Below are 26,914 nucleotides of genomic sequence, written 5' to 3'. Positions count from 1 at the left end.
TCCGAAATCGATAATTTCCTTCACCCTCTGATGCTGGGGATGAAACTGATACTCATCGCTTCCATTAATAACACGCGGTGATCCTCACAAACCTGAACCATCTCTTTTGTTTCCGTGGCGGTCAGGGCCGCGGGCTTTTCACAAAGCGCATGTTTTCCACTTTCCGCTGCTTTTCTCACCCATTCAGCATGCAAACCATTGGGCAGTGGAATATAAACCAGATCGATTTCCGGGTCAGACAGCAGTTCCTCATAGGTATGGTACGTTTTTTCGATGTGGAATTTCTCCGCCACTTCTTCCAATTTTCCGCTGCTGCTGGCAATGGCAGCCAGGTTAGCATTCTTCGCCTGCTGAAGCGCAGGGATCATCCATTTTTGTGTGATCGCCGCTGTGCTTAAATACCCCCAATCGACACTCTGTTTTGTCATGGGTCTCCTCCTCTCCAGTCACCGACGGAATGTTCCTTCATCAGTATAAAAAAAAGACAACGATCCTGTCTTTTCATTGTGAAGACAAGATCATTGTCTGATAAAGACATCGTTTCATATGAACCCCGAAAAAGAGAACGTTCGCCATGCTATCGACCGTAGTTCTGTTCATCTGATTTTATATATGTCGATCGGAATCGTCCCGGTGAACATGGTAGAAGTAAAAACGCGAGTAAAATAATGAACGGTTGAAAAACCGGTTCTCTCCGCAATCTGATTGATAGATAAATCCGTTGATTTCAGCAAAGTGGACGCTTTTTGTAATCGCTCTTTTTGGAGGAAAATTGAGAAATTGATTCCTGATTCAGAAACGAAGATTCGGGACAAGTGGCGACCGGATACGTGTAAATAACCGGCGACATCCGTCAGCTTTAACCTTTAAGATAGATTATCCTTGATGTATAACTTTATTGATTGAGAAGCAGAGAGGAGGTTTTGGCCGACGTCTTGTGATCATCGTTTTGTAAATAGGGGACGAAGGTTTGCAACAGGGAAAGAATGAGAGCATAGGCCAAATGGGTTAACAGTTCTTCGAAAAAGCCATGTATGGGTTGAGCAGCTTGGATCAGGAGGGATTTCCAGAGAGACGAAGCGGTTATGTCGTATTGTACCGGTTTAACCACCTCAGGACATTGTTCCGCTTCCTCCATCCTTCGGATCCATTTTTCCTTCGATTGCGACTTCAATAATTCAAACCCAACATATAAAAGATATAACCCGCTCTCACTTTTAATCTGGTGCAAGATACCGGGTCTTGAAAAAAACATGACGTTTTCCTTTAAGGGATAGTTAACGCCATCATCGATATACGTTCCGTTCCCATCCACCACATAACAAACTTCAAAAAAAGAAGGTTTATGCGTCGGGTTATCAAAGTGTTTTGGCACCACACCCCAATAATGGATATGGAAAACAGCTCCGTGATCATCTAACCGAATCGCATACTGGTTCAAAAAGTTTTTTCCCGATATCCATCGATATAAGGACACATGCATCCCCCTGTACTCCCCATGATACATGGCGACTGAGCGGAGAGAGCGGCTGATCTGCACTCATAAGTAATCCATCTTGTATGCTGATCCATGTTAACATAACATAACCAAAAAATTCACCAATGAAAAACGCAAAAGAGAAACTTGCAACCGGTGTTACTCCTCAGTCGTGGGTGCTCTCTTTCCAAACATGAGGACTCGCGTTTGACATCCCTTCGCCCATTCCCTATCATACATATAGGAGTACAACTATTTCATTTCAGACAGGGAGTCATGAGACCATGGAATACCCCGACGATATGAAACGCCGTCTGCGTCGAATCGAAGGGCAGATCGGGGGCGTTTTGCGGATGATGGAAGAGGAAAAGAACTGCAAGGACGTCGTATCACAACTTTCCGCGATCCGTTCCGCCGTCGATCGAGCCACTGCCTATATCGTCAGCCGTAATTTGGAACAATGCATCCGTGAAGAATTGAAAAACGGCCCAGAAGGCGATACTGAAAAACTGGTCCAGGAGGCCATAAACCTGCTTGTAAAAAGCCGCTAATGTTTAAAGAACGGGCCCTGGGGCGGGCCCGTTTTGCATGTTAACGACTCTTTACCAACAGCTGTACCGCTTCATCCACCAGATGATCGGCGGAATCATCGGGATGATTCTGTGCTTCCTGGAGGCATTCCTTCAGGTTGTCTGCGACAAGGATGGCCGCTGATCGATCAATCGCGTTTCGGATTGCCGAAAGTTGTGCCACCACCTCTCTGCAGGACTTCTCCTCCTCGATCATCCGCAGCACCCCTCGCATCTGTCCTTCCACCCGTCGGAGCCGGTTGAGTTGTTCTTTCCGATATGTCATCTCTATCCCTCCTTTCTGAATGATCAACAGAATTAAAACAGGATATCATACCAGACTTTCACAGCCGTCAGCAGAATAAGTGTAGCAAGTGTCCCTTGAAGGAAACCACGTTTGGCGGTCTGTCCCATTTTAGCGCCAAAGGAGGCACCCAGGAGACTGCTGACGATCAGAATGGTCGATTCAGCCCAAATGACTTGTCCCGCTAAGATTTTCCCGGTCATACCACCGATGGAAGAAAGCAGGACGATAGCCAGAGATGAAGCGATGGTGACCCGAAGCGGGATTCTTAATACGGAAATCATGATCGGGATCAGGATAAAGGCGCCTCCTGCGCCGACGATTCCGGACAAAATCCCAACGATAAAGGAGGAACCCACGCCGATCCCACGGGGATAGGTGAGAGGCTCTCCCGTCGCTTCTCCTTCTTCGTTCTCCTTACGGCCGGGTTTCAGCATCATAACTGCAGCGATCACCGCCATGATGCCGTAGACCAAATTGACCGCCTCACCAGGAATAAATTTGGAACCGTAAGCACCGATGAGACTCCCGATCACGATGCTGATCCCCATATCCAGCACCAATCGTTTGTCGATCAGATCGCTTTTTCGATAAGCCCAAACCCCTCCCAGGGTGGCAAAGAACACCTGGACCATGGCCAGAGCGGACACCTCTTGTGCCGTATAGGTGGCCACGCCGAATAGAGGGGGTAGATAGAGAAGCATTGGATACTTGACGATCGATCCCCCGATCCCCAGCATGCCTGATAAAAAGGAACCCAAAAAACCGATCAAGAACATCACCAAAATCAATTCGATAGACATGCAGTTTCTCTCCCTCCCTTACAAAAAGGGGGAAAGGGATCGGCCCTTTCCCCGTGGAGAATCAACCTTTTTTCACGTAGAAGGTGTAGACCCCACCCTCTTCCTGAACATCCAGCAGTTCATGGTCAGTCTGTTTCACCCAACTGCGAAAGTCGTTCAGGGAGCCTTTGTCCGTCGATTCCAATTTCATGATCTGGCCGCTTTCCAGCCCATCGATTCCTTTTTTCGCCCGCACAATCGGCATCGGGCAGGACAATCCCTTCGCATCGATCACTAGATCTGCTTTCATGATTCCTCTCCTTTTTTCTTCTAGATATATAGAACCAACCTTCAGCATTTCAGTCGTCATAAGCTTGGGACAGGGCACAGATATTGCGGCCCAGTTCCAGTTCGGATGCTTTATCCTCGTCCGCCTGAAGCAAGCCGGCGTTCACCCGTTTGATATCCACGTATTGAGGCGGGAACGTGGGCAAGCTGGACAGGATATATTGAACGAAAGCCTCTTTTCCTTCTTGAACCTTGCGCAATCCGTCATTGCTTTGCTTTAGTTCACCCAGTGTTCCCGTATACAGACCGTTCTCGTCAGCTTCATGTGGGCTGCTGAAGTGACCGGGCAGAACCACGGTCTCGTCCGGCAGCTCCAACAGCCGCTTAAGGGATTCATAGTGGACTGGCGCCCAGGTCTCCCCCTTACCACCCAAGTCGGGACGGGCGATCGACTGCAGAAAGATTGAGTCGCCGCTCAACAGATAACGGTCATTGATCAGGTAAGTGATGTTACCGAGGGTGTGACCGGGGATGTGCAGAGCTTTGATCCGAGTCGAACCCACCTTAAATTCTTGATTCGGCTGTACCATTTCGTAGGAGATACCCGCCGGCAGCATGTCGATGGGATGGATACCGTCGTAGGGATGCAAGTAGTAGGGCACATCCAACTCTTTGGCCAGGGCAGGCCCTCCACTGATGTGGTCGGCGTGTCCATGGGTATCCAGCACCGAGACCACCTTCAGCCCTTTTTCCTTCACAAATTGCAAATAACGGTCGATATGGCGCAGCGGGTCCACGATGATCGCCTCATCCCGGGAAGCGATCACGTAGCTGAGGCAGCCCCGAGCCGGACGAATCCCCTGGTAGAGGCTGATGTCGCTGTCCTCAACCACTGGCTGGAATGTGTAAAAATCGCCCCAGGCTTGCATGCCCCCTTCCAGGGAGAAAACATCGTACCCCTGATCTGCCAACATTTCCGCTACCATTTCCGAGGAGCCGCCCTTGACACAAACGACAACCACTTCAGTCTCCTTGGACAAGTGAGATTCCGCCGCTTTTTCATTATCCAGAAAATCGAAATAGGGAATGTTCAGATTCTGGACGTTTTTCCCTTCGATTTTCCAGTTCTGAAAATCCTCCGGGTTGCGCACGTCTAGAATCAACAGGTTTTCCCCGTCCGCGATTTTGTCTTGCAGTTTTTCTACCGTGATAGTTTTAATAGACATCGATTTCTCCTCCTCTCCGTCGTTAAAAACTGAGCGTGATATCCGCATCGTAGGCAAAGTCGAGAAAGCTGGCCGCGCCACCCACTTCGACGCCATCAATCAACTGGTTTTTATCGATACCCATCGCATCCATGGTCATCTGGCAGCCGATCAGCTTGACTCCGCTCTCCCGAGCGATATCCAGCAGTTCACCGATAGAGGGGACGCCCGCTTTTTTAAATCCTTCTGCCATGTGCTCTTTGCCGGGGCCCATCGACAGCTGTTGATGGCCCTCCCGGTGAATGATATTCAACCCTTCAAAAGTGAAGAAAATCCCCACTTCCGCATCGCTGGCTGCCCCCGCGGTGGCAATGTTCATTGTTTTGTAGGCGGTGGCCAAATCGCCATTGGCGGCAATGATCGCTACTTTTTTCGCCATCTCATTCATCCTCCTCTTTTTCAGTGGGACCTTGCCAATCCTTCATTCCTGGCACCACATTTTTGACCTGGAATCCCTTCTCGTGCAGTTTCTGACTGGCCAAATCGCTCCGGGAACCGGACCGGCAGATCACCCAGATTTCCTTGTCGGTATTCAACTCCGACAGGCGCTCATCCAATTCCCCGAGGGGGATAAGTTTCGCTCCAGGAATGTGGCCGAAGGCATACTCCATCGGTTCCCGTACATCCAGCACCGTCAGATCGGGATCGGAATAGCGCTTTTCCAACTCTTTCAGTTCCACCACATGGGGGAAACGTTGTTCTTCCTTCTCCTCCCCTTCGGAGGATTTGCGGATAAAGTGATGGAGAACGTCCCCTTCTTCCTTGCTGCCCAGGTACTGGTGTCCGGACCGTTCTGACCAAGCTTTGAGGTCCGCAAGGGAGCCACGGTCCGTCGCTTCCACCTGCAGCACCTCGCCTGGATTTAATTGATCCATCGCTTTTTTGGTCTTCACCACCGGCATCGGACAAGCGATTCCTTTACAGTCCAGCCTTTGATCCACCTTGTCACTCACTTCTTCATCCCCCTCCCCTTATTCAACAGGTCCGATCCATTTCTTCATGCCGCCTTCCAGATTCCAAACGGCATCAAACCCTTGGTCAGCGACGTATTGGCATGCCTTCTTGCTGCGGTTTCCGCCGGCACAGACAAAGACAATCTCCCTATTGGGGTCCAATTCCGACAGACGCATAGGAAGCTCTCTCAGCGGAATGTGTTTCGCTCCGGGGATCTTTCCGGTGCGGACCTCCCCATCTTCACGCACATCCACTAGGATCAAGTCTTCCCGACGATCCATTCGATCAAATAATTCCTGGGATGTTACTTTCTGGTATTTAGCCGTGTCGACACCTCCATAACATATACCCGTATGGGTAATTTGGGAAACAAACAAAGGGAAAGCAAAATCTAAATGACTTTCGTGTTGCAGTTCGTCCGTTTGGACAGCCCTATTATACATATAGGGGTATATCTATTGTCAAGGGATGATTTTTGATTCAACAGTTCTGTTCAGTACGTTTGCCCATCGTGAGATGTTTGACAAAATCGAAAGCTACCCATATACTTACACGGGTATATGTATTATAACATTTTTATTGAGGGAGGTTTCTGCTTTGGAAGAGAACAACACATCAATCGTTGTATTCAGCGGCGATCTGGATAAGGCGATCGCCAGTTTTATCATCGCCAACGGCGCCGCCGCGATGGGCGGGAAGGTGACGATGTTCTTCACTTTTTGGGGACTAAATATCCTGCGCAAGGAAAATTACGTCTCCCCCAATAAAAAGAGTTTCATGGAAAAGATGTTCGGCAAAATGATGCCTCAGGGCCCCAACCGCCTCGGCATCTCCAAGATGAATTTTGGCGGGTTGGGAAGCCGCATGATGAAAAAGGTGATGAAAGAGAAAAACATCTCCACCCTTCCCGAACTGATAGACATGGCCAAGGAGATGGAGGTCAACATCGTCGCCTGTACCATGTCGATGGATGTGCTGGGAATCAGTGAAGACGAACTGATCGATGGCATCGACTACGGCGGTGTCGCCGCTTATTTGGGCGAAGCTTACGATTCAAAACACAATCTATTTATTTGAATAAAGGATTCCTTCAACGACTTAACGTCGCCGTACTGATGGCCAGACACGGCGACGTTTTTATGCGGAATCATTTCTTTTTGGCCAAAATCATGTAATGATTCTCCGTGAGTAAACGGGTCCGAAGCGGCATCAGCCCCTCCGCCTCCATCACCTGTTCCATGTCGGTCGATTTCACCCGGTGATGAAGCGGCGGCCCTTCTTCACTCTCTTTTCGCTCCCATTCCAGACACAAACAGGTTCCCTGCGGTTTTAACACACGGTGGATTTCCTTGAGCGTTTTGGAAAGATCCACTTCGTGCAGGACCATGGACGCGATGATTCGATCCACTTCTTGGGATGGCAAGGGGATCTCCTGGATATCTCCTTTGAGAACCTCAACGTTAGACAGATGTTGTTCCTCGATTCGTGCCGATAAAGATTCTAGCATCTTCGGTTCGATATCCAGGGCATAAATGGTTTCCTTCGTCATCTGCGCAACAGGCAGCGTAAAATAACCGGTTCCCGCCCCCAAATCCAAGACTTTGTCCGATGATTGAATCGACAACTCCTTCAACACCATCTCAGGGGGCAACTGACGTCTGCGCTCTGGCGAATCAAGCCGGTCGGATTTGGCCGGGTCAAATCTTCGATCTGCCATTGATGATCTCTCCATTCTATCGGTTCATCTACCATAACATACCTTATCATGTATCGTTATTTACATCCTCGGTCATAAAAAAGTTATCGATGCACATATACCCCTACATGTATTTAGGGGTTGTCCGATCGGACAGACACGATTTCCGGGAGTCGTTTAACCCGAAGGAGTGGATCATATGAATCGTTGGATGAAAGGACTCAGATTTAGCGCGTTGGCGATGACTTTAACTTTTGCCGGAGGGGCTTTTTCTCCGTCCACGGTATCGGCAAACAGTTTGCAAACTGACACAGGTATCGCAATCGCGTCGGAAGATGAAGACGAAAATGCCCAATTGCGGGTCGGTGTGGCGGGTTGGGCGCTTCTTCAGAGGATGATGAAGCGAACGGTAAAGCAGATCTTGGAGCGTCTGTATCTTCTGAGGATGAAGGCGATGAATTGAGCCTCGACATTTTACTCGATGTACTCTTCAACGACGAGAACGAAAGTGACTCCAAGGATAACGATGACGATTTTCTTGGTTTGTTTTAAGTAAGGCCATCCATGTGGCGGACCTACCCTTTCGGGCTTTAGGTCCGCCTTTTTTACCGCAACAAACTCTTTAACATCAGTTGTAGAGGCTACCGAAAGGGAAAAACCACCCATGAGCAACTGTTTCTACTGGGGGTGGTTTACTGATCTCTTATTCTTCCAGGTTCGAGACAGACCTGGCTACGATTTGCTGGATTTCCAAGCATGTTCGGGCATTCTCCACCCTTTAAAACCGATCGCGTTCCAACACAATTGTTCACACCGGTACTACCGGTTTTTAATATCGACGAGGTCCGCACGGATGATGTAGCGCTGGGGAGCACTGCCCACCATGTCGAAAGGATAACAGGTGATTAACGAAGCATCGGGTTGATCATGTCCCACGATGACGGATCGGTTGTCGTCATCCACAATAAAGGTTTTTCGGATCTGATAAGTAAATACGCGGTCCTTGGTTTTAACATAAAATTTATCCCCGTCTTTCAACTCTCCCGCTCGGCGAAAGGCTGTTTCCCGATGTCCGGCCAGTACCGTGTGTCCTGTTTCCCCCGGGAGAACCGTTCCATATCCGATATATTGTCCCACTCCCTGGGCCAACTCGTCATCGCCGGTTCCGTAAATGATCGGAACTACCACACCGATTCGCGGCACGTAGAGTTTGCCGATTTCTTCTCCTCTTTGTGGATCAAGAGGGGAGGAAATCCCTCGGGTCAGGGAGGGCTCCCGTGTCCGTTCATCCCAGTTGTTTGCAATGCTCACGGCCAATTGTGGATCTGTCGCAGCTATTTTGAGCTGATCCCACCACTGAACCCCGTTGTAGGCAACCATCATTCCCCCGGTGATAATGAGCAAAATCGCTAAAAACCGCACCAATCTTGATTCCTCCCCTTAGAATCCCGTAAACCCGCCAAAGAAACCGGTCAGCCAGGAAATAATCAGGGGCATCTGATTGGTATACAACAGCACGCCGGAAACAATCATCAGGGCACCGCCCACTTTCATCAAGCGAGAGGAATATTTCAGAATCCACCGGGTGCGCCCCAGGAAAAAGGCCATCACAAAGAAAGGAATAGCGAATCCCAGAGTGTATGCAGTGATATACGTAAGCCCCGCCGAGGGATTAGAAGCGGCCAGGGCTAACACCGACACGAGGATCGGACCAACACATGGAGTCCAACCTGCGGCAAAAGCCATCCCAACCGCGGAAGAGCCGATGTAGCCCCACCGCTTGGTTCCGATATCAAACTTTTTATCTTTCATCATGAAGTTCGGTTTAAAAATCCCCAGCAAAAACAAGCCCATCGCGGCGATCAAGACCCCGCCGATCATCCGGATCAGATCGCGGTATTGGCTAAAAATCGTCCCAACCCAACTGGCCGAAAAGCCAAGGGCGAAAAAGATGATCGAAAATCCCAGGATGAAAAACAGGGTGTGAATCATGGTTGCTCGCCGTATTTCCTTGGAACAGTTGTCTTCCTGTAACTGTCTTACGGACATCCCAGTGATATAGGAGATATAGGAGGGATACAGGGGCAAACAGCAGGGGGATATAAATGAGAGCACACCTGCTCCAAAGGCCAGCCATAAAGTTACATCCGCCATCATTCTTCCTCCTTTCCCCTTTTTATGAGGTGAGATCTTCCATGATTTCCTGAAGTTGTTCTTTTGACATCGCTCCGGTGATCTTCTGAATCACTTCCCCTTTTTCATTTACCACGTAAGTCTGGGGAATGGAAAAAGCTTGGTACTTCTCCCCCACCTCGCCTGTTTCATCCAACAAAATAGGGAAGGTAAATTGTTCTTTTTTTACATACTTTTTCATTTTCTTTTTGTTATCCAAGCTGGTCAGGTTCACCATATGGAAATGGACTTGGTCCCCGTATTTTTCGTAAGCTTCCTGGATGTGCGGCATTTCCACCTTGCAGGGCGGACACCAGGAGGCCCACAGGTTAATGATACTGGGCTTTCCATCGTTCTCCGACAGGGTGACTTCCTCTCCTTCCAAGGTCTTCAACGTAAAGTCGGGAGCCTGAAATCTTTTCGCCGCTTGTTGATCCCGCGCCGGTCCCTGAGCCCCCTTAGCATTGTCTTTCGCGCTAGCATTTTCTTGATCGGCGGTGGAACGGTCCGACTCAGAAGTGTTTTGCTCCGAGCTATTTTGCCCCCCGGAGGTCCAAACGGCACCGGCGACCGCTCCCAAGATGACGACGCCCACCAGTAGATTGCGCCATAATACACGTTTCCTCATTCCCATTCCTCCTTCAACAACCCTTGTCGGGTTTTTTGAAAGATATCAGTTATCCATCGCATTCCAAACTCATGATAAAGGAGAAATGTGGTTTTTTTGTGGAGAATCGGGTTCCTTTTCATGGTGTCCCCATGGCCACCATCCGGCGATCCACGCCAATAGGGCCAAGCCGATGAACGCCCATTGTTCGCCGGAGAGGCCCAACCATAACCTGTTTGAATGGTAATCGAAGCAGGAGACCAGCAATAGAGAGATCCCCGTCGCCGTCCCGAGACGAACAAAGGTGTTACCAGAGAGGAGCCATCGCCTCTTCTTCCACCCCCACATCCACACCGCCGCCAACACGATCACACGGTACAGATGGACCGGATGATATTGTTGGCTGTATCCCTCCGGTGACATGCCCCAAAACAAGGAGGTGGTCTTGCCCAACCGTACCAACAGCAGATTGTAGACGATGCCTGCTGTCACCGCAGCGACGACGAGAACATCGAGAAAGCGTCCAATGCCGACACGCTTTCTGCGAAGGAACCAAGCGAGAAAACCGGCCGCCACCGCACCGCCCAACCAGACCCCCTTTTCCGTTCCGGATACGAACAGAAGCGCGCGGGGGTTCTGCCCAATCGCCGTCGGATCCCATAACAGCGGACTCCAGCGCCAGACGATGAACCACAACAGAGCGGCGTGGATCAGCACTTCGCTCCAGGAGATACGATTTTGAACCGGCGCTTCCCATTTTTCAGCCACCTTCCCGCCAGCGGCGATCGAGAGAGCGCCGATCATCCAGACGAGAGGCAGTAAAAACGGCCCCAAGGGAAGTACATCTTGTGTAAACATCTCATCCCTCCTTCTCACCAAATTCCCTTTTCCTATCTTTGTACCGGTCGGTTGTAGGCCGCCCGCAATGAGGGCAATAATGCCAAGATGCATCCAGAGACGTGCCACAGGAACACATTTTTTGTCTTTGCTGTTTAAACCATCGCTCGATGATCCGAAACAGCAACAAAGCCAACAGAAACAACAGCAAGAGGCGCAATCCCGTCAAAAAAGGGATTATCATCTCAGAAACCGGTCCGAAGGGGGTGGCCTGAACGGCCGTGGTCAGGCATCCTCCGCCTGCGAGAAACAACAGGATCACGATCCACCATTCCCGTCTACTCAATCGAATCCCCCCCTCTTTCCCCGCCGGATGTCCACATGGGAAACTCCATCAGAAACACGGTCCCTTCCCCCGGCCGACTTCTAACTTCAATCGTCCCCTGATGCAGATGGACCAACCGCCGGACAATGGATAAACCTAAACCACTCCCGCCATGCTCACGGGAGCGAGATTTCTCCACGCGATAAAAACGATCCCAGATGCGCTCTAATTCCTCTGTATCCATGCCCATCCCATGGTCTTGCACCTCCATGCGCATCCGGTCGGTTTCCGGTAAAGTGGACAGGCTCACGTGCACTTGGCCACCTGCTTCGGAGTGACGGATGGCGTTATCCAACAAGTTGAGTAAGATTTGGTCGAAACGGACCGGATCAAACCATAACGTTTGATCCACTTGACTCGACCACCGCAATTGAACCCCGTTCTTTTCAGCATGAGGTTCCAACTCTTGAATCACCTTTTCAACCCGTTCTGCCGGTAAGATGTACGCTTTATCCACCTCCAGCTTTCCCTCATCCAATCGACTTAAGGTCACCAAATCCTCCACCAACCGTTCCAGCCGGTCGGTCTGCTCCCGAATCACCTGTGTCAGGCGCTTTGACTTTTCCTTTGACAAGTCCCGCTCATCCAACAACGCCGTATATCCCTTCAGATAACTTAGAGGTGTACGCAACTCGTGGGAGACTTCGGAGAGAAAGGTGCGGCGGGAGGAGCGATAGGAGTCCAAGCTTTGAGCCAATTCATTCATGCTCTTACCCAGGGAAGTGAGTTCATCGTTTCCCCGTACGGAAACTCGAGTCTGATAATCTCCATGGGCCAGCCGTACCGCAGCATTCCGAATATCAAGAATGGGTCGCACGGTTTGATGGGAGAGAAGTAGTGCGATTCCGCCCCCGATGAGCAAAGCACCGACTCCGGCCAAGAGCATCAATGATTCCAGGGAATGAAAAATGGATGAAAGCCAGGTCATTTCCAACACTACCGCCACTGTTCCTCTCGCTTTCTCCGAAGGGGTGAAGGGTGAGGCAACCATCAGAGCCGATCTCCGGGAACCTGGCACCGTCATTCGATGCCGTTGAACTCCATCCCTTTGCCGAAGTCGATCCTGCACGGCCTGGATCAACGCTTTCTCCTTTGGCTTATCGTTATATAGCTCTCCTGAAGGTTGAAATACAAATACCCATCGCCCTGATCCCTGTTCCATTCGACGAATATATTCCAGCGTCTTCGGTGAAAAATCTTCGGACAACAGGGAGGCGTAAATACGCGTGCGATCTTCCAGGTTTTTTCCGACAAAAGAGGCGAAATGTCCGGTCACCACTTGGTAACTAGCCGTACCCAGCAGCAGAAGGCCGATCGTCATCGTCACCAGGACGGACAAGAGCCACTTGCCGGTGATCCCACGTATCATGGAGAAGACCTCCATTTATATCCATAGCCCCAAACGGTTTCCAGCGCTTCTGCTGTTTCTCCCGCTTGTTTAATTTTCTCGCGTAAATTTTTCACATGGGTATCTACAATCCGTTCATCCCCCGGAAAATCGAGCCCCCACACCCTTTCCACCAGCTCCGCTCTGGACCACGCCCGTTGGGGAGACGAGATCAAAGCTTCCAGTAAATCAAACTCCGTCCGGGTTAACTTCAATTCTTTCCCGCCTGCATAGGCGGTTCGTCCCTTCCGGTCCATGTGAATCCCCCCATCCCTTCCTCTGCCGGTCCGTCGCAGAACGGACTTGACGCGGGCGACCAGTTCAGGGGGGTCAAAGGGTTTGGTGACATAGTCATCGGCGCCCTTTTCCAAACCCGTCACCCGATCTCGGGGATCCGTACGCGCAGACAAAATGATCACCGGAAGGCGATCACCTTCTCTGGACAGGTGCCCCAGCACCTCCATCCCATCCCGATATGGCATCATCAGATCGAGAATACACAGATCAAAGGAATGAGACTGAAGCAGTTGTAAAGCTTCCTCCCCATCGGAAGCGGTAACAACGGAAAACTCATCTTCCAATATCAGAGTGAGCATCTCCCGCATTTCCGCTTCATCATCGACGATCAAAATAGAAGGCTGCAATATAAACCCCTCGCTTGTTGTCTACACTTAAAAGGATTGTAGACAAAAAATGTGTTTTTTTTGTGGAGAAGCGGGATCCTCCTCCCCTAACTTTCACCTACATCCAAATGGTTGATTCTTAGGGTCATCCCATGATGATACGCTTCCATTTTTGAATAGTTGGAGGATGGCCTTTCCGCCGTCCATGTTATCAGAATAGGATAGTCATAAAGAAAACTAAGATGTTAGGAGGAAAGAAAAATGAAAGGAAAAGCGCTATCTCCCTATCAACTAAAACCACATCACCTGGGGAAGCACCAAAATCCGCTTGAGAATGGAGATGAAATCTACGGGACGATTCAAGGGATCCGAGGAAATGGGATGATATTTATTCCAGCTACCAAACCCCTTTCCAAACATCGTGCAAAGTCCACCTTTTTCCCCTTGTTTCGTCCCCATTATTTTTATCTTCTTAATGAAAAATCGCTCCCCGATGACACGAAACCCTTGAAGATCTCCCGAGGAAATCTTTAAGGGTTCAATTTTCGCGATCCTCATCTTGCCGTAGCTGTTAGGGCTTGCCCATGATGCAGCATGTCGTTTTTACAACTCACGCAACCCGGGCTTTTCCCTTGATGTAATCGGCCGTTCGAGCGGCCAGCGCCATCACGGTGTTGGTCGGGTTTCCGCCCCATGGTAATCCGTCCGTAGTAGTTATAGCCCAATATGATCCGCTTCAGCTCTTCCCCCCACAAGGGCCCTTGTCTAGAACCGGTCACGCTCCCGTGAGCATGCAGGGTGTAGCCACGAGCGAACTCGTGTTGGGATTCGTTGCGGTAAAAGGCCTGGGTGGTGGCCAGTACCGACGTTCCCTTATACAAGCGGATCTCCTCATCAAACTTTCCGTACACATCATAACTGCTGTGGGGCATAAAGGCTTTACCCACCCAACCGCTGCTGTTGGCCACCCCCTCCGGAAACCGGTTGTCGGCGGAATTGAAGAGCAGACACGGGGTCTCCACCACAAAGGCGGACAGGATCATCAGCTTGGCTTTCTGTTCAAAGATTTTTCCCCCGTGGATAAATTGGACACCGGTGGCTCGGCCCCGCTGGTCCGTCAGAACCCGGGTCACTATGCAGTCGGGCAACCTCCGCACCCGCCCGAATCGCCTTCGGGATGTGGACGATCAAGGTGCTAAATTTGGGGCGTCCGGCATACACCCCTGGTTGCAAAACCCGCGGTTGATGCAAGGGGGGGCATCCTTCAAAAGGAGCGGACAGGATGGCTAGGAGGGAGACCACGCTCTCGATCCCCAGATTTTACACCCGTTTTGAAACATATAGGCATTGGGGCCTAAGGGCTCCCGCTCCGGATAGGGATACGGTCCGTGAAAATTGCCCCAGGGAAAATGTTTGGGACCGGAGACGGCGATCTCTTTTTCGATTTTGTCATAATAGGGGGCCAGGTCTTCATAGGTGATCGGCCATTCTTCCCCGACTCCGTCCAGAGTCCGCGTCCGGAAATCAGAATCGTGGAAACGGAGAAAAACCCCCGTAAAGTGGACGGTGCTTCCGCCCACTCCACGCCCGCTGTTATTATGACCCATGGTGAGGGGGTTTTGGCCGTCAACGATCCGAGTATCCTGCCACCCGAGATTTTTCATGGACAGCTCATCACTGGCAAAATCTTTTTTCGGGTCGCGCATCGGCCCGGCGTCGAGGACCAACACCTTCACCCCCGCTTTGCTCAGTTCATGGGCCAACACACCGCCGGCACTCCAGCTCCCACAGTTACGACATCCACTTCTTCATCGGCGTATTTTCTATTCATGTTCGGGCTGCGCCTCCCATGGATCCAACTGACCCATCTCTGTTCGCACGTACCCCCGCGGATAAGCGGGACCGCCGTAACCGATTTCCGACCAAGCGACCAGATGAGAATAATAAGCTTCCACAGTCATTTTGAGTAAGTAGTTAAGCCTCATCTAATCGATCAAAAAAGCTGTCCGTGCTGCTGATGCCGACGCATCAAGGGCTTTCAGCCCCTTACGGATCAGAACCGAGCCCTTCGGTACACCAGCCTTCCGCTGTCCTTCCCCGATTTTGGACGTGAACGTCTGACCGATGTGGGACAACACGAAATCGACAAGCACCTCTCGCTCATCCCCGGCTGATCGGGAGCAATAGATGCAGATACGGAAAGTAGTTTCCATAAAAAAAGCATCCGAATATGAATTCGGATGCTTTGCTATCGGGTTAATCCTTCTGCACCCACTCCGGGTAAATCGGCTCCAGAGGGGTCCGCTTGAATGCCGTAGGAAGGGATCGGATATCGCAAGCCGTTTTTGCAAAGCTGAGCCATCCCTTCGATCCCCTTCACTAGATCCTCCGGCGGGAGGGCCATTAGCATTTCTTCATCCAGCACCCCGCCAAAGCGGCATTCAGCGTAACAAGGAATCGATAAACTGGGTTGGCCTGTGGATAGGTCTTTACCCCATGAATCGGCGCAGGCGCTCTCGCCGACGACACTCCATTCAAACTTTTTATATCCTTTCCATTACAATCCGTTAATCAACAGAATCATCTGCCCCGGTGTGCCGTAAATCAAACAGATATCCGGTGGATCCAGCCGCCCGGTTGCCAGCCGGGAGACAGCCAGAGCTTCGTACCTTCCGTAGGGAACAACATCCAGCGCTCCTTGGTGAGCAGCCGAATCTTCCCGCGTTTCAAACCAAACCCCTTCCATCGCTTCACCAGTATACCACTCATGATCTTGTGCCATCAGCCAGACGATGGCTCCACATTGTTTCAGGGCAAGGTCATCGGCGGTGACGCCTAGAGTAAAGCAGATCCGTGCCGCTTGAGCCACGATTTGATCCAATAAATAGCGTCTTTTCGGGCGGCCTATCTTTGGCACCGCCTCATTTTCATCCCGATCGGGATGGTTTTTAAACGGAGGTATCAGTTTAAATCATCGGAAATCTGTTTCCAATGGAATTCTGTTTCTGTTGGCACGGGACATCTTCTCCCTTCTATGCGCACCATGGTTTGGACAGACGGTGCTACGAAGCCGACCATCCTTGGGAAAGACTCTCCTTTTCGGTGCCATTATCCTTTTCTATAAAGATGCCTTCTCTTCTTGTTCCAGTTCAAGCATCTCCTCTTTGGTTAGCTTTTGAATGGTGACTCCGTAAACTGCGTACAGGATGGAAATCATTGGTACGACAAAGTTGAGGATGGCATAAGGGGCATAGTCGAAGGGATGGACACCCAGTGTACCGATGATAAAGACGCCGCAGGTATTCCAGGGAACAAACACTGAGGTCAGCGTACCGCCATCTTCCAGCGCCCGTGACAAATTTTTGGAATGAAGCCGATGATCTCGGTAAACTCTCGCATACATGCGGGAGGGGATCACGATAGAAATGTATTGATCCGAACAGGTGGTATTGGTTGCAAAGCAAGAGATCACCGTGGAGGTAACCACCCCTTTGGCGGACTTGGCCAGCTTCAGGATCTGATTGACCATCACTTGAAGCATTCCGGAATGTTCGAGAATACCTCCAAAGGTCATCGCTACCATGGCCAGAGAGACGGTGTACATCATCGATTCCAACCCACCGTGGTTAAACAGATTGTCGACCATTTCCGTCCCCGTATCAATCACATACCCGCTTTGGAGAGCGGCCACCGCAGAAGCAGCCGAGTCGCCTTGAATCACGATCTGGGACAGAAACCCCAAAGCGATCCCCACCATTAAAGCCGGAATGGCCGGTACTTTCCTCGCAGCCAACACGATAACCAGGAGGGGAACAAGTAACAGATAGGGGGAGATGACAAAATGGTCTTGCAAAACTTGAATCGTATGCTCAATATGGGTGCCATTCATCTCCCTTCCTCCGAACCTCATCCCCATAAACCCGTAAACCACCAGAGCGATCAAAATCCCCGGAACGGTCGTGTACAGCATGTGACGAATATGTACAAATAGATGGGTACCGGTCAGCCCCGCGGCCAAGTTCGTGGTATCTGAAAGCGGCGACATTTTGTCGCCGAAGTAAGAGCCGGAAATAATTGCTCCGGCGATCATCGGTGCCGGAATCCCCATGCTTAATCCGATACCCAGTCCAGCCACCCCGATGGTACCCATGGTCGACCAGGAACTGCCGATAGCCAATGATACGATCATGCAGGTCACTGTGATCGACACCAGAAACAGAGAGGGCGACATGATTTTCAATCCATAAAAGATCATCGTCGCCACAATCCCGCCGCCAATCCAGGAACCAATGGTTAAACCGATCAACATAATGATGACGAGAGCCGGTAAAGCCAAGCGGATACCCTGATACATCATCTGTTCGATTTCAGACCATCTGTAACCGTAGCGCCAAGCCACCATGGCCGCCACCATGGTACCGAAAACCAAGGGCATATGCGGACTCTGCTCCAAAAGGATCACAGTCACAGCCATCGCCGCAATCATACAGGACAGTGGAAGCAATGCCACCGGAAATGAAATCTCTTTTTTCATCGTCAAATCCCCACTTTTTTTCATGATTTAGGGTTATCATAAAGGATTCCGACCCATTAGTCAAAATATTCGTAATAATACTCCCTTCTCTCGAACCGATCTGGAAGTGAAATCGTTCTCCGAGAAAAGCTAAGCAAAACGGTCCCTGCGGAAGACCAAACCGTCCAAAGGGGGTAGAAAAAAAGACCCATAGGGCCGCGCAGGTCTTTTAGTCAACCGTCACCATGGATCCGTTTTTTGATCAGTTCTCCCAAAATGTTCAATATTTATATAACGATACTTAAAAATCATCGGGTATATTTAAATGTAAAGGCATACAACGAAAGGGGATGCCCCGTTGCTTCGACAAAAGTTACTGGTATTATCGACGAGGATCACATTGGATCAGATCTTGGATCTGCGGCAAAAGTTCCTCCTCTTTCAAAGCGAAATTTATCTCCGCAAACAAGCAGCGGAGATCAACGGAAAAAGCATATTAAGTTTGGCGTGGTTCTTCAGTCACCTTCGACCGGGAGAATCCTTTCATATAGTGGCTCATGGAACCGATGCCGATCGAGTCATAAGTTGTTCGGAAAAGATGTTTCCCGTACCCAAACTTGCCCTGGAAGCCATGTGAAAGGGGAATCACCCTAACAATCGATGACTCCCTTCTACCCTCCGCATAAAGGATGGGCCAAATGGAGGGGGAAAAAACTATCCTTCCGACTGATCGACCAAAAAAGTCTCTTTTGTTATATTGAATTCAGAAAGGTTACCCGACCCAACCTTTCTCCCTCTTTCACCATCATCTTTCTCTGACCCGGAATACCGGCCATGATCGGCCGGTATTCTTTATTTTCACACCAGCGAACCCGTTTCCCTGTTCTCCTCACCAAATTCCGTCTGTAGGTTCGGCTCCGACGGAACATCCGCCCCGCCTCCTGCACGTATACCGATGGAAAAAGGCTTCCCCAATGGCGGTAACCACAGCGGAGATCAGCACTTCCATCCCCAGGGCAATCGGCCTTGTAAACAAAAGGGAACCCAACAGCCAGGCGCTTGCCAGGGCGAGACCAGAGTCCGCGATGGTCGCTATTCCATGACCATATCGCGGCAATACAAACCGGTCACCGATGAGATAAGCGAGACCGGTAGCAACACACTGGTGGTGAAAAGGGTTCCAAAGGAGATCCCGAAAAGCCCTCCCAGTACAAGCCATAAGACGGCGGTCATCATGATGAATTTGACCACCCATTTCTTGAAGCACTTCATCCTGTTCACCTTTTTCCTTTTTGAATAAAACTTTTTCTCATCTTAACTCCCTTCCATCTCCACACCGGACCCGTATTCCCGAAATTTTGAGGCGTTACACAGCAAAAGGCGGCAGCTTTTTCAGCTGCCGCCTCATTTTTCCTTTAGGATCCTCGAAAATCCAATAAAATTTTGCCATATTCACCTGACATCGCTTTTTCGTAAGCTTTCTCAGCCTGGGAAAAGGGAAGGATCTCGGAGACGACCTCATCCACCTTGAAGCGCTCGTCCCGCAAATACTGGATGCTTTTCAGATAATCATCGGGATAGTTATAGATTATGGATCCGTATAAGGTCCATTCTTGGCGCACCATTTGCATCACCGGAATATTGGCTTCCTGGGTCATGCCGATCATGACCATGGCACCGCCAGGGGCCACATGCTGGATACTCTGCTCGACGGATAACTTCGTTCCCGCGGCTTCGATCACCACATCGAAGGTTTCCTCGTCGATTTCCTCTGGTTTTGCTGCGCGAACCCGCCCAAGACGGCTCACCCACTCCCGCTTGGACGGTTTCAAGTCGACGGCGGTGACATCGGCTCCCAAATGATCCGCCAGGCAAGTCGCTAACATTCCCTCATTGCCACAACCGACGATTAATACGGCGGTACCTTCTGTTATGTTCACCTTGTTAAAGGCGTGAACCACCACCGCAAAGGGTTCGATCAACACCGCTTTTTCATCGGGGAGATTATCGGGAATCGGCAGCACATAACGACCGGGGAGGATCCATTCCTCCGCAAACCCACCGTCGGCATTGACGCCAAGGGAGCGTTTGTGACGGCAGAGATTGGTTCTCCCCTGTAGACAAAAATCACATTCTCCGCAAAATGTATTAGGGAGGATCACGACCCGAGTTCCGATATCGTAACCTACCTCTTTCCCCGCCTCCACAATCTTTCCCAATATTTCATGTCCGGGCCGGAGCGGATAAGTGGCATGGTGTAGTCGACCTTGAAAGAGACTGAGATCCGAGCCGCAGATTCCCCCGTAGATGGTTTGGAGCCGGATCTCTTCCTCCCCCGGGGACCGAAGGGGTTCCATCTCTCTTAACTCCAGATCACCGGGTTGATTGAGACGGATTTCCAACATGATTGATTTCTCCTTCAATTGTGAATGGTGTCCCTGTTTGTAATCGGTTCATGATCATCATTGTAAGTGGGACCCCCTGTTTCGTAAAGCGATGGCTGTTTTCATTTTTATATTTTTCCCTTTTGTGTAGACAAATCTTTTTAGCGTCTGCTATACTTCGTTCCAATCTGCAACTTTTATCATTTAACGGGCTAAATTTTCTCGATCATTGCCAAGGAGGTGGCATCTATGAAATGGTTGCGGTTAGGGACTGGCATGGTCCTGATTTTGAGTCTGATCCTATTGTCCGCCTGTAACGCTCCGGTTTTCCTGTCTAATGAATTCCAAACGACAGGCACCTATCCCTCCAAACCCATCACCGGCGTCATCCCCTGGGATCAAGGCGGGACCACCGACAGCATCGCCCGCACCATCTCCCCATTAGTTGAGAAAGAACTGGGACAGTCGATCGTGTTGACGAATAAGCCCGGCGCCACCGGCTCCATCGGAACCCACTATGTTTATGAACAGGAGCCCGATGGTACCCATTTGCTGTTTTCCGCGGAAAATCCGGCTCTGTATGGGGTACTGGATATTTCGGCGCTGGGATTTGACGACTTTGAACCGATTGCTCTGTACGCACGAACGATGGCAACAGTGGTGGTGCCCGCCGACTCCAAATACAAAACCCTGGATGACCTGCTCCAGGATGCCAAGGCGCGCCCCGGAAAGATCAAGATGGGATCCACCGGGCCGGGCGGACTGCCCCACGTGGTCAGCAGCATGATTAACGGTGCAGCCGGTACCCGCTTTAATCTGATCCCCTTCCCGGGAGATGGACCGGCTTTAACCGCCTTGCTGGGCGGGCATATCGATGCCACTGTTTCCGCCTTGAGCGCCGCCATCAATAATCAGAAGGCCGGCAAGGTAAGAATTCTCGCTGTGATCAACGATCAGCCGGTTCCAGCCATACCTGATGTGCCGACTGTGACGCAATCCTTGCCCCAACTGGAACAACACCTGCCATGGGGGCCTTTTTTCGGGGTGTGGGTGAAAAAAGGGACACCGGAACCGATAAAAGCGAAACTGGCGAAGGCTTTTGCCAAGGCGGAAGAAACCCCCAAATTCCAGAAAGCGCTGAGGAATATCGGCGCCATTCCCATGAACCTCCACGGCAAAGAGGCGGAACGATATTGGCGCGATTGGCAATCCACCACCGCCTGGTTGATCTATGAGGGCGGGGAAGCCAAGGTGCACCCCGCCAAGTTAAACATTCCCAAAAAACCATCCCGTTCCGATCAAGAGAGGTGATTGACGGATGACCGCTTCCAGCCGGGGAGTTCCCTTTCTGTTAACTGCGATCAGTCTGACAATCCTGGGGCTATCCTTCAACATTGAAGACAATCAGGTGTTAGATCCGTCATCCGCCAGTTTTTTTCCGGCGTTGATCGCCATTCTTCTATTGATTTGTTCCCTTTTGATATGGCGGAGGAAGGCCATCCCCGCCTCCGATGAAAAAGAGGACCAGGGCTCTGATGAAGGCTCCGAGCCTTCCCTTCCACTGGTAAGGCTGGTCTCTTTTATCGGTGGTATCCTTCTGTTTGCCGTGTTGATGCAGGTCATCCATTTCCTCCTTTTGTCGATTCTTTACCTATTTACCTCCATGACGATACTGAATCGCTCCCGTTGGCTGACCAACCTTTTGGTTGCGGTGATTACTGCTGGTGTGATCTACGTTCTGTTTGTCTATATCTTTAAAATCGTTTTTCCATCATAAGGAGGTGAATTCCTTGGCCTGGTTTGAATATCTCCTTATTCCATTTACGGACCCAAAACTGTTTTTCATCGCCGCCTTCGGTACCTTCGCAGGATTTATCATCGGAGCCTTGCCGGGTCTGTCGGTCACCATGGCCGCCACCCTGCTGGTCTCGCTGTCCTATACATGGGATACGATTCCTGCCATCGTTTTGATCATCGGGGTCTTTTTTGGCGGAGTGTATGGCGGTTCCCGCTCTGCCATTCTGCTCAATATTCCGGGAACCCCTTCCTCTTTAGCTGCCACCTTTGATGGATATCCCCTGGCACAACGGGGAGAAAGCGGGCTGGCCATCGGATACGCGACGGTCTATTCCGTTCTGGGGGGACTCTTAGGGATCGCGGTACTGGCCACAGCGTCCCCTCTCATCTCCTCCATCGCCCTTTCCTTTGCACCGCGTGACTATTTTCTGATGATGCTCTTAGGGATCCTCGTCGTCGGCAGCGTAGGATCCAAAGATTTACCGAAATCGATTTTCGTCGCCGGTTTAGGGATGATCATCGGTCTGGTGGGGATGGATTCTCTGACAGGCGTTGACCGTTTCACCTTTGGCAGTGTGGAACTGAAAGGCGGGATCAACTTTATCGCCTGCATGCTGGGGCTATTCGGGCTAGCCGAAGTGCTCCACCAACTCCGCCATCTGAAAAAGAACCGAATGAACGACATCTCAGGCCAGTTTCTCCCTTCCTGCGCTCAATTCCTCCGTTTTCTCCCGCTATCCATCCGGACCTCCGCCATCGGCGTATTGATCGGCTCCCTGCCAGGTGCAGGCGGCGAAATCGCCAGCCTGATGGCCTACGATCACGCAAAGCGAACGGTCAAAAAACCTTCCCGTCCCTTCGGCAAAGGGGCATATGAAGGGGTGCTCGCCCCCGACACCGCCAATATGTCGGCCATCGGCGGCGCCCTGATCCCGATGTTGACCCTGGGCATTCCAGGGGATGCGGTGACCGCCGTCATCCTCGGCGGATTGATGATCCAGGGGTTGACCCCGGGTCCACTGCTGATCCAGTCATCACCGGACCTGTTTGGGGTGATCATCGGTGCCGGAATCATTTCTGCTGTATTCGTATTTATCTGGGGATTGATGGGATTGTCCACTTTCGCCCGGATCGTCCTGATCCCCAAGCATGTGCTGCTGCCCATCATCGCCTTCTTGACCGTGGTCGGCGCGTATGCGATCCGCAATAGCGTCATCGACGTCTATTGGATGGTTATCTTCGGCGTCATCGGCTACTTCATGAAACAGTACCGTTTTCCGACCGGTCCCATGGTGCTGGGCATGATTCTGGGGCCGATGATGGAAGGGCACTTTCGCCGGGCGATCATGATCGAACAGGGAAGCCTCCTCGGCCTCACGACAAGCCTATTCACCCATCCGATCAGCTTTCTCTTAACCTTCGCCATCGTCTTCACCCTCGTCACTCAGACGCCCTGGTATGTCCGTTCCAAAGCAAAGCTCTTTAAACAGCACCAACGCCCCGCGAAAATCGAATAAGCAACTACGACCGGAACGGATCCCGTTCGGGTCTTTTTTTGAGATTGAAAAGATGAGGATCATGAAAAATAACTGCTTCCAGCCACCGATTATTGAATTGTGATAGAGAGAGAACTGTGAAATCTCCGCCCACAATGAGGTAGGCAAATGGTGCAGGTACATGTCGAGGGCGTCCTCGTGCTGCCACAGAACATCAGTCGTTTGGGGCTCGGGACAACTCCTTCGCTTTCTGCTGAATCAAAGGATGAGAGACCTCCACTTCCTCTGTTTCCGCCAGATCATCGGACAAGGAGGAAGACTGGCAAACCCGTTTCATCACGTCACTCCCTTTCGAATATTCATTCGTATAATATTATAAATATACCATCTGTCACGTTGATTCTGGATGTTATATTCCATGCCCTTCTCCCCCCTTATAACCCCAAGGAGGCCGATCGCAGTGAATTTCTCCAGAATTAAAGTGAGTGCTCACTTTAAAACTGATTTATGATATATTAACCTTACATCGGGCTTACGTCGATGGAAAGCACAAGTAGGCACATCCGGTCATTTCAATATGAGAAAAGGAGTGCGATGCATGGGATCCCGTATCTTGTTTTTTGAAGAGGTGGATCGGTCCAGCCTCTCTGATGTCGGCGGAAAGGGAGCCAACCTGGGCGAGTTGAGCCGTGCCGGATTTCCGGTGCCAGGAGGTTTCTGCGTGACCACTTCGGCTTACCGACATTTCCTCGCAACCAGCCCCGACGTGGATACATACTTGGACGCCTTGAATGCCTTGGACCCTCATGATTTGGAGTCCTTACGCAAATGGGGCGAACGGATTCGCAACCATCTGCTGCATTTGGACATCCCCGCTTCGCTGGTTCGGGAAATCGTCTCGGCCTGGGAATCCGTTGGAACACAAAACGCTTACGCCATCCGCTCCAGCGCGACGGCGGAGGACTTACCCACTGCCTCCTTCGCGGGACAGCAGGACACATTTCTAAATATCCGAGGCAGGGACGAACTACTGCAGTCCATTCGAAAATGTTGGGTCTCCTTGTTTACCGATCGGGCGATCGCCTATCGGGCAAAAAACGGCTTTGACCACCGTCACGTTTATCTATCGGTGGTGGTGCAGCGGATGGTGCAGCCGGAAGTGTCCGGCATCCTGTTTACCGCTGATCCCACCAACGGCCATCGAAACACGGTATCGATCAATGCCAGCTTTGGCCTGGGGGAAGCAATTGTCTCCGGCATGGTATCGGCGGATCTATACAAAGTCAAAAGCGGCCAAATCATTCAGAAAACCATCTCGGAGAAAAAATTGGCGATCCAATCCTTGCCGGAGGGAGGGACGATCCAAAGAGAGTTGCCTTTGGAACAACAGTCACAACCGGCCCTTACTGACAGCCAAGTGTTGCAACTGGCCACATGGGGAAAGGAGATCGAAAAGCATTTCGGATCCCCGCAGGATATTGAATTCTGTATCGAAGGAGACGAAATCTTCACCGTGCAGAGCCGTCCGATCACCTCCCTATATCCCCTTCCGGACATTCCTAGAGAACCGCTGCAGGTGATGTTCTCCTTCGGACACGTACAGATGATGACCGATGCGATGAAGCCTCTGGGGATTTCCGTCCTGCGCACGATTCTTCCCAAACAGGTCCTTCTGGAAGCGGGCAGCCGTCTGTTTGTCAATCCCACGGAGTTTCTGCGGACCCGCTTCGGCCGAAAGGCCTTCCCACGAGTGCTTCATCACTTATTCGATGAAAGGATCAGCCGGGCCATCCACGATGTGATCCAACGGCCGGACTTTCAGCAAGTTTCTCCCAAACCCCGGTTTTTCCGTTCCAAATGGCCCTTTTTCGCTCCCATCGCCAAAGAAGTGTGGAACAATCTGTGGCAGCGTGACCCAGAAGAGACCCAACGTCAGGTGGAGCGATTCATGGAGGAGAAGTGGAAGGAAGTCCATGAAAGGGTACAAGGAAGCCATGGCGTCGAGCGCTTGGAGACCATCCAGCGAGTGTTAAATGGTTTGGGAAAGGAGTTATTGCAAAACCTCTTTCCCTACGTCATCTCTTTTCCGATCTCTTACCTTCTGTTAAAAAAAGCCCTTGGAAATCCCGATGAACTGGCTTCCTTAAATAAGTCCCTCCCCGGTAATCTGACCAGCGAAATGGGTCTCCAGATCGGAGATCTAGCTGATCGACTTCGCCAGCTACCCGAGGTGGAAGCGTATCTCCGACAGGCTGAGGATGACCGTTTCTACGAAGGGCTGGATCAAGTAGAGGGCGGCGCCACCTTTCGACAAGCCTTTACTGATTTTATCCAACAATACGGTCACCGCTGCCCAGGGGAGATCGACCTGACCCGTCCCCGCTGGCGGGAGGTGCCCACCCAGCTGGTTCCAGCCATCTTGGGACATATGCGCAGCGTGGAGCCCGGGGCCCATCGACGCAAGTTTCAACAAGGGGAAGAAGAAGCTCAGGAGGCGAAGCAACGGATTTTAAACCGGGTTGGAGGAGGATGGAAGGGAAGACGGATTCAGCGTCTGATCCAGGTGTACCGTTACATGGGCGGACTGCGGGAGCACCCCAAATATCTGGCGACCCGGATTCTGGATGAATGCAAAAAAGCGATCGTGGCCGAGTTGGAAGAATGGGTAAAACAAGGGGTTCTCAACAAAGTGGCAGACGGATATTATTTCACCTTAGAAGAGTTGATCCAGATCGCCCACAGTTCCTTTCCATCGGACATTTCGGCCACCGTCGCGGAGCGAAAAGCGGCCTTTGAACGCCACCAAAGCCTCACCCCGCCCAAGGTAATGACCAGCGAGGGGGAACGGGTGACCGGCTCTCCCCGACAAGGCAACTTTCCCGAGGGAGCGCTTCTCGGAAATCCCGTTTCCGCCGGTGTGGTGGAGGGAAAAGCCCGCATCGTCCACAAGCCGGAAGAAGCCCAACTCCATCCCGGGGAGATTCTCGTCGCTCCCCATACCGATCCCGGGTGGACCCCGCTGTTTCAGTCTGCCAACGCCTTAGTGACAGAGGTCGGCGGCCTGATGACCCACGGTGCGGTGGTAGCCAGAGAATACGGGATTCCCGCTGTGGTCGGCATCGACCGCGCCACCGAAAAGATCGAGAACGGGCAAAGGATCCGCGTAGACGGAGATCAGGGGGTTGTCATGATTTTGATGGATGATTCCTAGTAAGCGTTGTGAAAAACGAGTGCGACATCGACCCGAGAGCGCTCCTCTTTCCTGGCAGAGAAGATTGGACGGCCCTGCCAATTATCCTGCTAAGGGCAAGGGCCAAGCTGAGATAGTTGATTCTCCTTTGGATAGGGGAGCAACCTTTATCAGAGCGTCAGCCTCGT

The 26,914-nt window shown here is 51.2% G+C and carries 33 protein-coding genes and 2 pseudogenes; 8 read left to right on the top strand and 27 right to left on the bottom strand.

The features are described 5' to 3' along the window. Window positions 1-20: 20 nt before the first annotated feature. The 3 genes from BLP91_RS17080 to BLP91_RS17070 all read right to left on the bottom strand — a co-directional run bounded on the left by BLP91_RS17080 (window position 21) and on the right by BLP91_RS17070 (window position 1,483). Window positions 21-428, bottom strand: coding sequence for a Gfo/Idh/MocA family protein (locus BLP91_RS17080; protein ID WP_245662173.1), 408 nt, complete (start codon window positions 426-428; stop codon window positions 21-23). Between the two features lie 168 nt (window positions 429-596). Then, the gene (locus BLP91_RS17075) at window positions 597-815 is read right to left on the bottom strand and encodes a helix-turn-helix domain-containing protein (protein WP_245662172.1); all 219 of its coding nucleotides are present in this window, start codon (window positions 813-815) and stop codon (window positions 597-599) included. 80 nt (window positions 816-895) lie between these two features. Further along, entirely contained in the window at window positions 896-1,483 is a 588-nt protein-coding gene (locus BLP91_RS17070; RefSeq protein ID WP_245662171.1) for a cupin domain-containing protein, read from the bottom strand. 278 nt (window positions 1,484-1,761) lie between these two features. On the opposite strand from BLP91_RS17070, the gene BLP91_RS06885 reads away from it, so the two are divergent. Further along, window positions 1,762-2,028, top strand: a complete 267-nt coding sequence (locus BLP91_RS06885) for a metal-sensitive transcriptional regulator (RefSeq protein ID WP_091568128.1) — start codon at window positions 1,762-1,764, stop codon at window positions 2,026-2,028. Window positions 2,029-2,068: 40 nt separating this feature from the next. On the opposite strand, the gene BLP91_RS06880 is transcribed toward BLP91_RS06885, so the two are convergent. The 7 genes from BLP91_RS06880 to BLP91_RS16710 form a co-directional block, all read right to left on the bottom strand. Next, window positions 2,069-2,332, bottom strand: a complete 264-nt coding sequence (locus tag BLP91_RS06880) for a metal-sensitive transcriptional regulator (RefSeq protein ID WP_091568125.1) — start codon at window positions 2,330-2,332, stop codon at window positions 2,069-2,071. A 32-nt stretch (window positions 2,333-2,364) separates the two neighbouring features. After that, window positions 2,365-3,153 (bottom strand): sulfite exporter TauE/SafE family protein, encoded by a 789-nt coding sequence (locus BLP91_RS06875; RefSeq protein WP_091568123.1) that lies wholly within the window; start codon window positions 3,151-3,153, stop codon window positions 2,365-2,367. 61 nt (window positions 3,154-3,214) lie between these two features. Beyond that, a complete protein-coding gene (locus BLP91_RS06870) occupies window positions 3,215-3,442 on the bottom strand; it encodes a sulfurtransferase TusA family protein (protein WP_091568120.1) in 228 nt (75 codons plus the stop codon). A gap of 49 nt (window positions 3,443-3,491) precedes the next feature. Next, the gene (locus tag BLP91_RS06865; protein WP_091568119.1) at window positions 3,492-4,646 is read right to left on the bottom strand and encodes an MBL fold metallo-hydrolase; all 1,155 of its coding nucleotides are present in this window, start codon (window positions 4,644-4,646) and stop codon (window positions 3,492-3,494) included. Window positions 4,647-4,668: 22 nt separating this feature from the next. After that, on the bottom strand, window positions 4,669-5,064 hold the full coding sequence (locus BLP91_RS06860) for a DsrE/DsrF/DrsH-like family protein (RefSeq protein WP_091568116.1): 396 nt from the start codon (window positions 5,062-5,064) through the stop codon (window positions 4,669-4,671). A 1-nt stretch (window position 5,065) separates the two neighbouring features. Further along, window positions 5,066-5,638 (bottom strand): sulfurtransferase TusA family protein, encoded by a 573-nt coding sequence (locus tag BLP91_RS06855; RefSeq protein ID WP_091568114.1) that lies wholly within the window; start codon window positions 5,636-5,638, stop codon window positions 5,066-5,068. A gap of 18 nt (window positions 5,639-5,656) precedes the next feature. Further along, on the bottom strand, window positions 5,657-5,986 hold the full coding sequence (locus BLP91_RS16710) for a rhodanese-like domain-containing protein (protein WP_425412192.1): 330 nt from the start codon (window positions 5,984-5,986) through the stop codon (window positions 5,657-5,659). 250 nt (window positions 5,987-6,236) lie between these two features. On the opposite strand from BLP91_RS16710, the gene BLP91_RS06845 reads away from it, so the two are divergent. Further along, the gene (locus BLP91_RS06845; protein WP_245662170.1) at window positions 6,237-6,716 is read left to right on the top strand and encodes a DsrE/DsrF/DrsH-like family protein; all 480 of its coding nucleotides are present in this window, start codon (window positions 6,237-6,239) and stop codon (window positions 6,714-6,716) included. 70 nt (window positions 6,717-6,786) lie between these two features. On the opposite strand, the gene BLP91_RS06840 is transcribed toward BLP91_RS06845, so the two are convergent. Continuing rightward, a complete protein-coding gene (locus BLP91_RS06840) occupies window positions 6,787-7,356 on the bottom strand; it encodes a class I SAM-dependent methyltransferase (RefSeq protein WP_091568109.1) in 570 nt (189 codons plus the stop codon). Between the two features lie 178 nt (window positions 7,357-7,534). Between BLP91_RS06840 and BLP91_RS06835 the strand changes: the two genes are divergently transcribed. Beyond that, the gene (locus BLP91_RS06835) at window positions 7,535-7,798 is read left to right on the top strand and encodes a hypothetical protein (protein WP_091568106.1); all 264 of its coding nucleotides are present in this window, start codon (window positions 7,535-7,537) and stop codon (window positions 7,796-7,798) included. 356 nt (window positions 7,799-8,154) lie between these two features. Here the strand turns inward: BLP91_RS06835 and BLP91_RS06825 are convergent, their stop codons facing one another. The 13 genes and pseudogenes from BLP91_RS06825 to nhaC form a co-directional block, all read right to left on the bottom strand. Further along, a complete protein-coding gene (locus tag BLP91_RS06825) occupies window positions 8,155-8,757 on the bottom strand; it encodes a sortase (RefSeq protein ID WP_245662186.1) in 603 nt (200 codons plus the stop codon). Window positions 8,758-8,775: 18 nt separating this feature from the next. Next, a complete protein-coding gene (locus BLP91_RS06820) occupies window positions 8,776-9,492 on the bottom strand; it encodes a cytochrome c biogenesis CcdA family protein (RefSeq protein ID WP_281220458.1) in 717 nt (238 codons plus the stop codon). 19 nt (window positions 9,493-9,511) lie between these two features. After that, complete coding sequence (locus BLP91_RS06815; RefSeq protein ID WP_176757877.1) at window positions 9,512-10,135, bottom strand: TlpA family protein disulfide reductase; 624 nt, start codon at window positions 10,133-10,135, stop codon at window positions 9,512-9,514. A gap of 69 nt (window positions 10,136-10,204) precedes the next feature. Continuing rightward, complete coding sequence (locus tag BLP91_RS06810; RefSeq protein ID WP_091568092.1) at window positions 10,205-10,972, bottom strand: hypothetical protein; 768 nt, start codon at window positions 10,970-10,972, stop codon at window positions 10,205-10,207. A gap of 1 nt (window position 10,973) precedes the next feature. Further along, window positions 10,974-11,297 (bottom strand): hypothetical protein, encoded by a 324-nt coding sequence (locus BLP91_RS06805; RefSeq protein ID WP_091568090.1) that lies wholly within the window; start codon window positions 11,295-11,297, stop codon window positions 10,974-10,976. After that, window positions 11,290-12,705: a sensor histidine kinase gene (locus tag BLP91_RS06800; protein ID WP_176757876.1), complete on the bottom strand. Its 1,416-nt coding sequence runs from the start codon at window positions 12,703-12,705 to the stop codon at window positions 11,290-11,292. The genes BLP91_RS06805 and BLP91_RS06800 overlap by 8 nt, the downstream gene beginning before the upstream one ends. Beyond that, window positions 12,702-13,367 (bottom strand): response regulator transcription factor, encoded by a 666-nt coding sequence (locus BLP91_RS06795; protein WP_218119241.1) that lies wholly within the window; start codon window positions 13,365-13,367, stop codon window positions 12,702-12,704. Before BLP91_RS06795 ends, BLP91_RS06800 begins: the two co-directional genes overlap by 4 nt. A gap of 671 nt (window positions 13,368-14,038) precedes the next feature. After that, window positions 14,039-15,177, bottom strand: a pseudogene (locus BLP91_RS06785) (GMC family oxidoreductase N-terminal domain-containing protein); the annotation flags it as partial. Then, window positions 15,170-15,331 (bottom strand): gluconate 2-dehydrogenase subunit 3 family protein, encoded by a 162-nt coding sequence (locus BLP91_RS16360; RefSeq protein ID WP_245662169.1) that lies wholly within the window; start codon window positions 15,329-15,331, stop codon window positions 15,170-15,172. The pseudogene BLP91_RS06785 and the gene BLP91_RS16360, both read right to left, overlap by 8 nt. Next, a complete protein-coding gene (locus BLP91_RS06780) occupies window positions 15,332-15,559 on the bottom strand; it encodes a hypothetical protein (protein ID WP_091568081.1) in 228 nt (75 codons plus the stop codon). It lies immediately after the preceding gene. Window positions 15,560-15,594: 35 nt separating this feature from the next. Continuing rightward, window positions 15,595-15,756 (bottom strand): hypothetical protein, encoded by a 162-nt coding sequence (locus tag BLP91_RS17065; protein WP_245662191.1) that lies wholly within the window; start codon window positions 15,754-15,756, stop codon window positions 15,595-15,597. 24 nt (window positions 15,757-15,780) lie between these two features. Further along, window positions 15,781-16,263 (bottom strand): annotated as a pseudogene (locus BLP91_RS16935) (DUF169 domain-containing protein); the annotation flags it as partial. A 201-nt stretch (window positions 16,264-16,464) separates the two neighbouring features. Next, a complete protein-coding gene (nhaC, locus tag BLP91_RS06770) occupies window positions 16,465-17,880 on the bottom strand; it encodes a Na+/H+ antiporter NhaC (protein ID WP_091568078.1) in 1,416 nt (471 codons plus the stop codon). A gap of 337 nt (window positions 17,881-18,217) precedes the next feature. Here nhaC and BLP91_RS06765 point away from each other — a divergent pair, with 337 nt between their 5' ends. Next, a complete protein-coding gene (locus BLP91_RS06765) occupies window positions 18,218-18,496 on the top strand; it encodes an HPr family phosphocarrier protein (RefSeq protein ID WP_091568075.1) in 279 nt (92 codons plus the stop codon). 252 nt (window positions 18,497-18,748) lie between these two features. Here BLP91_RS06765 and BLP91_RS06760 read toward each other — a convergent pair whose 3' ends face one another. Further along, entirely contained in the window at window positions 18,749-19,114 is a 366-nt protein-coding gene (locus BLP91_RS06760) for a DUF2512 family protein (protein WP_245662168.1), read from the bottom strand. 160 nt (window positions 19,115-19,274) lie between these two features. Next, entirely contained in the window at window positions 19,275-20,264 is a 990-nt protein-coding gene (locus tag BLP91_RS06755) for a zinc-dependent alcohol dehydrogenase (RefSeq protein WP_091568069.1), read from the bottom strand. 228 nt (window positions 20,265-20,492) lie between these two features. Between BLP91_RS06755 and BLP91_RS06750 the strand changes: the two genes are divergently transcribed. Genes BLP91_RS06750 through BLP91_RS06740 form a run of 3 tightly spaced genes read left to right on the top strand, consistent with a single transcriptional unit; the run spans window position 20,493 to window position 23,557 of the window. Beyond that, window positions 20,493-21,554: a Bug family tripartite tricarboxylate transporter substrate binding protein gene (locus BLP91_RS06750; protein ID WP_091568066.1), complete on the top strand. Its 1,062-nt coding sequence runs from the start codon at window positions 20,493-20,495 to the stop codon at window positions 21,552-21,554. 7 nt (window positions 21,555-21,561) lie between these two features. Beyond that, entirely contained in the window at window positions 21,562-22,020 is a 459-nt protein-coding gene (locus BLP91_RS06745; protein WP_091568063.1) for a tripartite tricarboxylate transporter TctB family protein, read from the top strand. Window positions 22,021-22,033: 13 nt separating this feature from the next. Next, window positions 22,034-23,557: a tripartite tricarboxylate transporter permease gene (locus tag BLP91_RS06740; protein ID WP_091568061.1), complete on the top strand. Its 1,524-nt coding sequence runs from the start codon at window positions 22,034-22,036 to the stop codon at window positions 23,555-23,557. A 193-nt stretch (window positions 23,558-23,750) separates the two neighbouring features. On the opposite strand, the gene BLP91_RS17260 is transcribed toward BLP91_RS06740, so the two are convergent. After that, entirely contained in the window at window positions 23,751-23,873 is a 123-nt protein-coding gene (locus tag BLP91_RS17260; protein ID WP_281220454.1) for a hypothetical protein, read from the bottom strand. Between the two features lie 261 nt (window positions 23,874-24,134). On the opposite strand from BLP91_RS17260, the gene BLP91_RS06735 reads away from it, so the two are divergent. Beyond that, window positions 24,135-26,747 carry a phosphoenolpyruvate synthase gene (locus BLP91_RS06735; protein ID WP_091568058.1) on the top strand — a complete coding sequence of 871 codons (2,613 nt, stop codon included), beginning with the start codon at window positions 24,135-24,137 and terminating at the stop codon, window positions 26,745-26,747. The last annotated feature ends 167 nt before the right edge of the window (window positions 26,748-26,914 follow it).

This window comes from Melghirimyces thermohalophilus (assembly GCF_900102685.1).
Classification (GTDB): domain Bacteria; phylum Bacillota; class Bacilli; order Thermoactinomycetales; family DSM-45169; genus Melghirimyces; species Melghirimyces thermohalophilus.
This window is presented reverse-complemented; position numbering and strand designations above follow the sequence as displayed.

Excerpts from the sequence above, each read along its gene's own strand:
- BLP91_RS06885 (WP_091568128.1), top strand. The coding sequence starts at position 1,762 with ATGGAATACCCCGACGATATGAAACGCCGTCTGCGTCGAATCGAAGGG.
- nhaC (WP_091568078.1), bottom strand. The coding sequence starts at position 17,880 with ATGAAAAAAGAGATTTCATTTCCGGTGGCATTGCTTCCACTGTCCTGT.
- BLP91_RS06745 (WP_091568063.1), top strand. The coding sequence starts at position 21,562 with ATGACCGCTTCCAGCCGGGGAGTTCCCTTTCTGTTAACTGCGATCAGT.
- BLP91_RS17070 (WP_245662171.1), bottom strand. The coding sequence starts at position 1,483 with ATGCATGTGTCCTTATATCGATGGATATCGGGAAAAAACTTTTTGAAC.
- BLP91_RS06780 (WP_091568081.1), bottom strand. The coding sequence starts at position 15,559 with ATGGAAACTACTTTCCGTATCTGCATCTATTGCTCCCGATCAGCCGGG.
- BLP91_RS06870 (WP_091568120.1), bottom strand. The coding sequence starts at position 3,442 with ATGAAAGCAGATCTAGTGATCGATGCGAAGGGATTGTCCTGCCCGATG.
- BLP91_RS06880 (WP_091568125.1), bottom strand. The coding sequence starts at position 2,332 with ATGACATATCGGAAAGAACAACTCAACCGGCTCCGACGGGTGGAAGGA.
- BLP91_RS16360 (WP_245662169.1), bottom strand. The coding sequence starts at position 15,331 with ATGAGGCTTAACTACTTACTCAAAATGACTGTGGAAGCTTATTATTCT.
- BLP91_RS06815 (WP_176757877.1), bottom strand. The coding sequence starts at position 10,135 with ATGAGGAAACGTGTATTATGGCGCAATCTACTGGTGGGCGTCGTCATC.
- BLP91_RS06865 (WP_091568119.1), bottom strand. The coding sequence starts at position 4,646 with ATGTCTATTAAAACTATCACGGTAGAAAAACTGCAAGACAAAATCGCG.
- BLP91_RS17260 (WP_281220454.1), bottom strand. The coding sequence starts at position 23,873 with ATGAAACGGGTTTGCCAGTCTTCCTCCTTGTCCGATGATCTGGCGGAA.
- BLP91_RS06755 (WP_091568069.1), bottom strand. The coding sequence starts at position 20,264 with ATGTTGGAAATCCGTCTCAATCAACCCGGTGATCTGGAGTTAAGAGAG.
- BLP91_RS06800 (WP_176757876.1), bottom strand. The coding sequence starts at position 12,705 with ATGATACGTGGGATCACCGGCAAGTGGCTCTTGTCCGTCCTGGTGACG.
- BLP91_RS06810 (WP_091568092.1), bottom strand. The coding sequence starts at position 10,972 with ATGTTTACACAAGATGTACTTCCCTTGGGGCCGTTTTTACTGCCTCTC.
- BLP91_RS17065 (WP_245662191.1), bottom strand. The coding sequence starts at position 15,756 with ATGCTAATGGCCCTCCCGCCGGAGGATCTAGTGAAGGGGATCGAAGGG.
- BLP91_RS06750 (WP_091568066.1), top strand. The coding sequence starts at position 20,493 with ATGAAATGGTTGCGGTTAGGGACTGGCATGGTCCTGATTTTGAGTCTG.
- BLP91_RS06840 (WP_091568109.1), bottom strand. The coding sequence starts at position 7,356 with ATGGCAGATCGAAGATTTGACCCGGCCAAATCCGACCGGCTTGATTCG.
- BLP91_RS06735 (WP_091568058.1), top strand. The coding sequence starts at position 24,135 with ATGGGATCCCGTATCTTGTTTTTTGAAGAGGTGGATCGGTCCAGCCTC.
- BLP91_RS06860 (WP_091568116.1), bottom strand. The coding sequence starts at position 5,064 with ATGGCGAAAAAAGTAGCGATCATTGCCGCCAATGGCGATTTGGCCACC.
- BLP91_RS06760 (WP_245662168.1), bottom strand. The coding sequence starts at position 19,114 with ATGGGTGGTCAAATTCATCATGATGACCGCCGTCTTATGGCTTGTACT.
- BLP91_RS06875 (WP_091568123.1), bottom strand. The coding sequence starts at position 3,153 with ATGTCTATCGAATTGATTTTGGTGATGTTCTTGATCGGTTTTTTGGGT.
- BLP91_RS17080 (WP_245662173.1), bottom strand. The coding sequence starts at position 428 with ATGACAAAACAGAGTGTCGATTGGGGGTATTTAAGCACAGCGGCGATC.
- BLP91_RS06820 (WP_281220458.1), bottom strand. The coding sequence starts at position 9,492 with ATGATGGCGGATGTAACTTTATGGCTGGCCTTTGGAGCAGGTGTGCTC.
- BLP91_RS06835 (WP_091568106.1), top strand. The coding sequence starts at position 7,535 with ATGAATCGTTGGATGAAAGGACTCAGATTTAGCGCGTTGGCGATGACT.